This is a genomic window from Halobacterium sp. CBA1126 (assembly GCF_009741975.1).
Taxonomy (GTDB): Archaea; Halobacteriota; Halobacteria; order Halobacteriales; family Halobacteriaceae; genus Halobacterium.
This window is the reverse complement of the sequence record NZ_WPCF01000161.1, coordinates 1-3979: the sequence shown is the minus strand read 5'-3', so window position 1 is coordinate 3979 and position 3979 is coordinate 1. Positions and strand designations below refer to the sequence as shown.

3 protein-coding genes, 1 tRNA gene and 2 pseudogenes are annotated in these 3979 nt (G+C 70.0%); 5 read left to right on the top strand and 1 reads right to left on the bottom strand.

All coding sequences use genetic code 11. The annotated features are described in order from the left end of the window. Positions 1-759: Lrp/AsnC family transcriptional regulator (locus GJ634_RS14490; RefSeq protein WP_157503558.1), on the bottom strand; the 759-nt coding region annotated here is incomplete at its 3' end. Positions 760-864: 105 nt separating this feature from the next. Between GJ634_RS14490 and GJ634_RS14485 the strand changes: the two are divergent. The 5 genes and pseudogenes from GJ634_RS14485 to GJ634_RS14465 form a co-directional block, all read left to right on the top strand. Next, positions 865-1922: pseudogene (locus tag GJ634_RS14485) on the top strand (anthranilate phosphoribosyltransferase). A gap of 39 nt (positions 1923-1961) precedes the next feature. Next, positions 1962-2504: a peptidylprolyl isomerase gene (locus tag GJ634_RS14480; protein ID WP_157503557.1), complete on the top strand. Its 543-nt coding sequence runs from the start codon at positions 1962-1964 to the stop codon at positions 2502-2504. A 47-nt stretch (positions 2505-2551) separates the two neighbouring features. Then, positions 2552-2893 (top strand): ferredoxin, encoded by a 342-nt coding sequence (locus tag GJ634_RS14475; protein WP_157503556.1) that lies wholly within the window; start codon positions 2552-2554, stop codon positions 2891-2893. A 40-nt stretch (positions 2894-2933) separates the two neighbouring features. After that, positions 2934-3016: transfer RNA gene (locus GJ634_RS14470), tRNA-Leu, on the top strand. A gap of 180 nt (positions 3017-3196) precedes the next feature. Beyond that, positions 3197-3979: pseudogene (locus GJ634_RS14465) on the top strand (hypothetical protein); the annotation flags it as partial.

The window sequence follows — 3979 nt, the reverse complement described above, 5'->3', positions numbered from 1 at the left end:
GACCATGCAGTTGGCGTCGAAGCCCGTGACGACGTGGTTGACGACGCAGCCCACGCGCTTGATGCAGCCGTCCGCGAGCAGCCGCTCGGTGGCGTCGAGAACGTCCTCGACAGGCGCGCCGACGGCGTCCGCGACGTCGCGGTACGGCGTCGCCGACAGCGGGAAGCCGTCCTGGATCGCGAGCAGCAGGTCGGCGTCCAGCGTCGAGAGGTCGCCCGCCGCGCGCTCGCTGATGCGGGTCGCCGAGACGTCCGTGCTGTCCAGTGATTCCCGGGCGAACCGGTCGCCGTTGACCACGGGGAACTCGAGGTCGATGTAGTAGTCCGTGAGCATCGGGAGGTTCAGCACCTCGCAGCCCGTCCGCTCCTCGATTTCGGCGAGAATCTCGTCGCGGGTCTCGCGGCTGCCGGCGGTGACGACGAACCACTGGTTGTACTCGTGGTCGCGGCGGTAGTTGTGGTTGACCTGCTGATAGCTGTTGATGACGGCCGCGATCTCGTCGTAGCGGTCGGCGGGCGCGCGCACGGCGGCGAGCGTCGACGACCCGATGACGGGCGGGTTGAGGACGGCGCCGAACCGCCGGAAGACGCCCTCGTCGTGGAGGCGTTCGACGCGGGCGAGCGCGTCGGCTTCGGTGACGCCGAGGTCGTCCGCGACGGCCTCGAACGGGCGCTCCCGGATCGGGAACCCGCTCTGGTACTCGTCGATGAGGCGTGCGTCCACGTCGTCGACGCGTTCGCGCCAGTCGGCCGCGGCCATTACCACTGCGTTGGGACTGCGTCGGCTACTGTTTACCGGTTCGTCGCCGGCCCGGAGGGAGCGGAATGGGGTGGATTTACGCCGGTGGAAGCCGAACGAGTCGGCATGAGCGATTCGTACGGCGAGTGGCCGCTGCAGCGCCTGATGACGGAGGTCGTCGGCTCCGGGCCGAAGTCCGCCGCGGACATGTCTCGCGAGCAGGCGATGGAAGCGTTCGAACGCATCCTCGACCTGACGCCCGACCAGACGACGCTGGGGGCGTTCTGGCTGGCGAACCGCTGGAAGCGGAACAACGGCGAGGAGCTGGGCGCGTACGTCGACGTGATGCGCCGGGAGAGCGTCGTCGCCGCCGAGCCCGACGCGACCCCGTGGACTGCGGCGCGAACTACGACGGAAAGGGCGACTCCGCGATTCTGGGCGTCGCCGCGGGCGTCGTCGCCGCCGCCGCCGGCACGCCGGTCGTCGTCCACTCGGGCGACCGCGTGCCGACGCAGAAGCAGGACGCCTACAAGCACGTCCTCGACGAGCTCGGCGTGCGCACCGAGCTCGAACCCGAGGAGTCCGCCGCGATGGTCGACGAGCACGGCTTCGGGTTCTACTACCAGCCGTCGTTCAACCCCGTCGTTGACGCGCTCTGGGACCGCCGCGACAACATGGGCGTGCGGACGTTCGTGAACACCGTGGAGACGCTCGCGAACCCCGCGAACGCCGACACCCACCTCGGCTCGTTCTACCACCTCGCGTTCGCGAAGAAGGTCGTCGAGACCGCTCGCGAGAGCGAGGACGTGGGCTTCGACCGCGTGCTCATGTTCCAGGGGATGGAGGGGTACGACGACGTCCGCCCGGGCTCGACGACCGTCGCGGAGTGGTCCGAGGGGTCGGAGCTGGCGGACTTCACCATCGAGACGGCGGACTACGGGATGGACGTCGAGAGCGCGGACCTCGAAGTCGACGACGTGGCCAGAGAGTCCGCGGAGATCACGGCGGACGTGCTCGCGGGCGACCGCCGCGACGAGTTCGCGGACGCCGTGAAGCTCAACGCCGCGCTCCGCATGTACGCCGGCGAGGACGTCGACTCCATCGAGGCGGGCATCGAGGCCGCCGAGGAGGTCGTCGCCAACGGGCGCGCGGAGAGCCTCCTCGCGGACCTCTGCTCGTTCTGAGTAGGTAGCGTTATCCGACGCGACGGCCTCTCTTCGGGTATGACCAAGAAGGCGACCCTCCACACGAGCGAGGGCGACATCGAGGTCGAGCTGTACGACGAGAAAGCGCCGACGACGGTCGAGAACTTCGTGAAGCTCGCGAAGGACGACCCCGCCGCGGGCGCCGACCCCGCGCCGGACACGAAGACGTGGGAGGACCCCGAGAGCGGCGAGATTCGGGGCGACTCGCTGTACCGCGACGTCGCGTTCCACCGCGTCATCGAGGGGTTCATGATTCAGGGCGGCGACCCCACGGAGACCGGTCGGGGCGGCCCCGGCTACGAGTTCGAGGACGAGTTCCACGACGACCTCCGCCACGACGACGCGGGCGTGCTCTCGATGGCGAACTCCGGCCCGGACACGAACGGCAGCCAGTTCTTCATCACCCTCGACGCCCAGCCCCACCTCGACGACCGCCACGCGGTCTTCGGGAAGGTCACGGACGGCATGGACGTCGTCGAGGCCATCGGCGACGTCGAGACCGACCGCAACGACCAGCCGAAGCGCGAGGTCGTCCTCGAGTCCGTCGAGATTCACGACTGACCCGCCGGCACCGACAGTTCAAAGCCCTCCGGCACTAATCCTGGTACATGACCGAGGACGCCGACACCGTCGACCCGAGCGAGCTCGGCGAGGCCGACGCGCCGCCCGTCGAGGAGAAGCCGTACAAGCTCGTCTTCGAGGCGAACAAGTGCTTCGGCGCGGGCAAGTGCGCGGAGGTCTCGGATAACTGGGAGATGGACCTCGCCTCCGGGATGGCCAAGCCCGTCTCGTACTTCTTCGGCGAGGACGACCTCGACCACAACGTCGCGGCCGCCGACGCCTGCCCCGCGAAGAAGGGCGACGGCGTCATCCACGTCGTCGACCGCCGCACAAACGAGGAGATCGCGCCCGACCCCCACGGCGACGGCACGCTGTCCGTCGACTGGTAGGACCGTAACGGACTTCTCCCCGCGGCGTCCACGACGACACGCGAGGGTGGCCGAGCGGCCAAAGGCGGCGGGCTTAAGACCCGCTCCCGTAGGGGTTCGTGGGTTCGAATCCCACCCCTCGCACTCGTCCTGCGAGCGAACGCGAGCAGGCGAGGAGACGTGGGATTCGAAGCACGGAAACGCGAGCGAAGCGAGCGTTTGCGTCGGGTTCGAATCCGACCCCTCGCATACGCTCACCCCGTTCGTTTTCTCGCGGAGCCCGGAGAGTAATGGTGGTCGGCCGTCTACGTGCGGGGGATGGCCGTGGAACTCCGCCCGGCGGTGGCGGTGCTGGTACTGGTCGGCGTGCTCGCGGTGGGCGCGTCGGGGTCGCTGCTCGTGGCGGACGTCCAGAGCGTCGACCGTCCCGAGCAGGTGGAGTCGATTCCGCTGCCCGAGGAGGACCGGGAGCTCTGGCTGTACACGAGCGCGGGCCGGACGTTCGCCTCGCCGACGCTCGCGCTGAACGTCGTCGTGTACGGGGACGCCGAGGACGTGCGCGGCTACCTCCTCGAGGGCGACTGGAACGAGACGACCGCCGAGCAGCGGGACGCGGCGACCAGCGAGCGCGCGACGGCGCCGGGGAGGACGGACCCGTGGGAGTCCGCGACCGGCGCCCAGCGGTACGTCTACCTCGCCGACGCGGAGCGCGGCGTCTGGCTCGCGGAGGCCTACCAGGTGCACGACGGCACGTACCTCGGCGGCCGCCACCACGTCAGGGCGTACACGGCGCCCGACGCGGACGGGTGGACGGCGATGCAGGCCCACCACGAGCACTGGGACTGGTTCTTCGGGAAGCACATCGTGACGAGCACCACGGACACCCAGTCGTACGTCGAACGCGAGTTCGCGGGGTCGCCGTGGGCGCCCGAGATTCGGCGCGTGCCGATGTCGCAGGGCGGCGACGACGGGTTCGAGCAGTGGCTGACGGTCGTCGACCTCGACGGGGACGCGTCCCCGTCCGTCGCCCTGTTCGCGGTCGTCGCCGCCGTTGGGCGCGGGCCGGGGGGCTCGGGCGGTGGCTCCGCGAGCGCGCGGCCGCCGGCG

Coding starts and splice junctions, on each gene's coding strand:
- GJ634_RS14480 (WP_157503557.1), top strand. CDS start 1,962: ATGACCAAGAAGGCGACCCTCCACACGAGCGAGGGCGACATCGAGGTC.
- GJ634_RS14475 (WP_157503556.1), top strand. CDS start 2,552: ATGACCGAGGACGCCGACACCGTCGACCCGAGCGAGCTCGGCGAGGCC.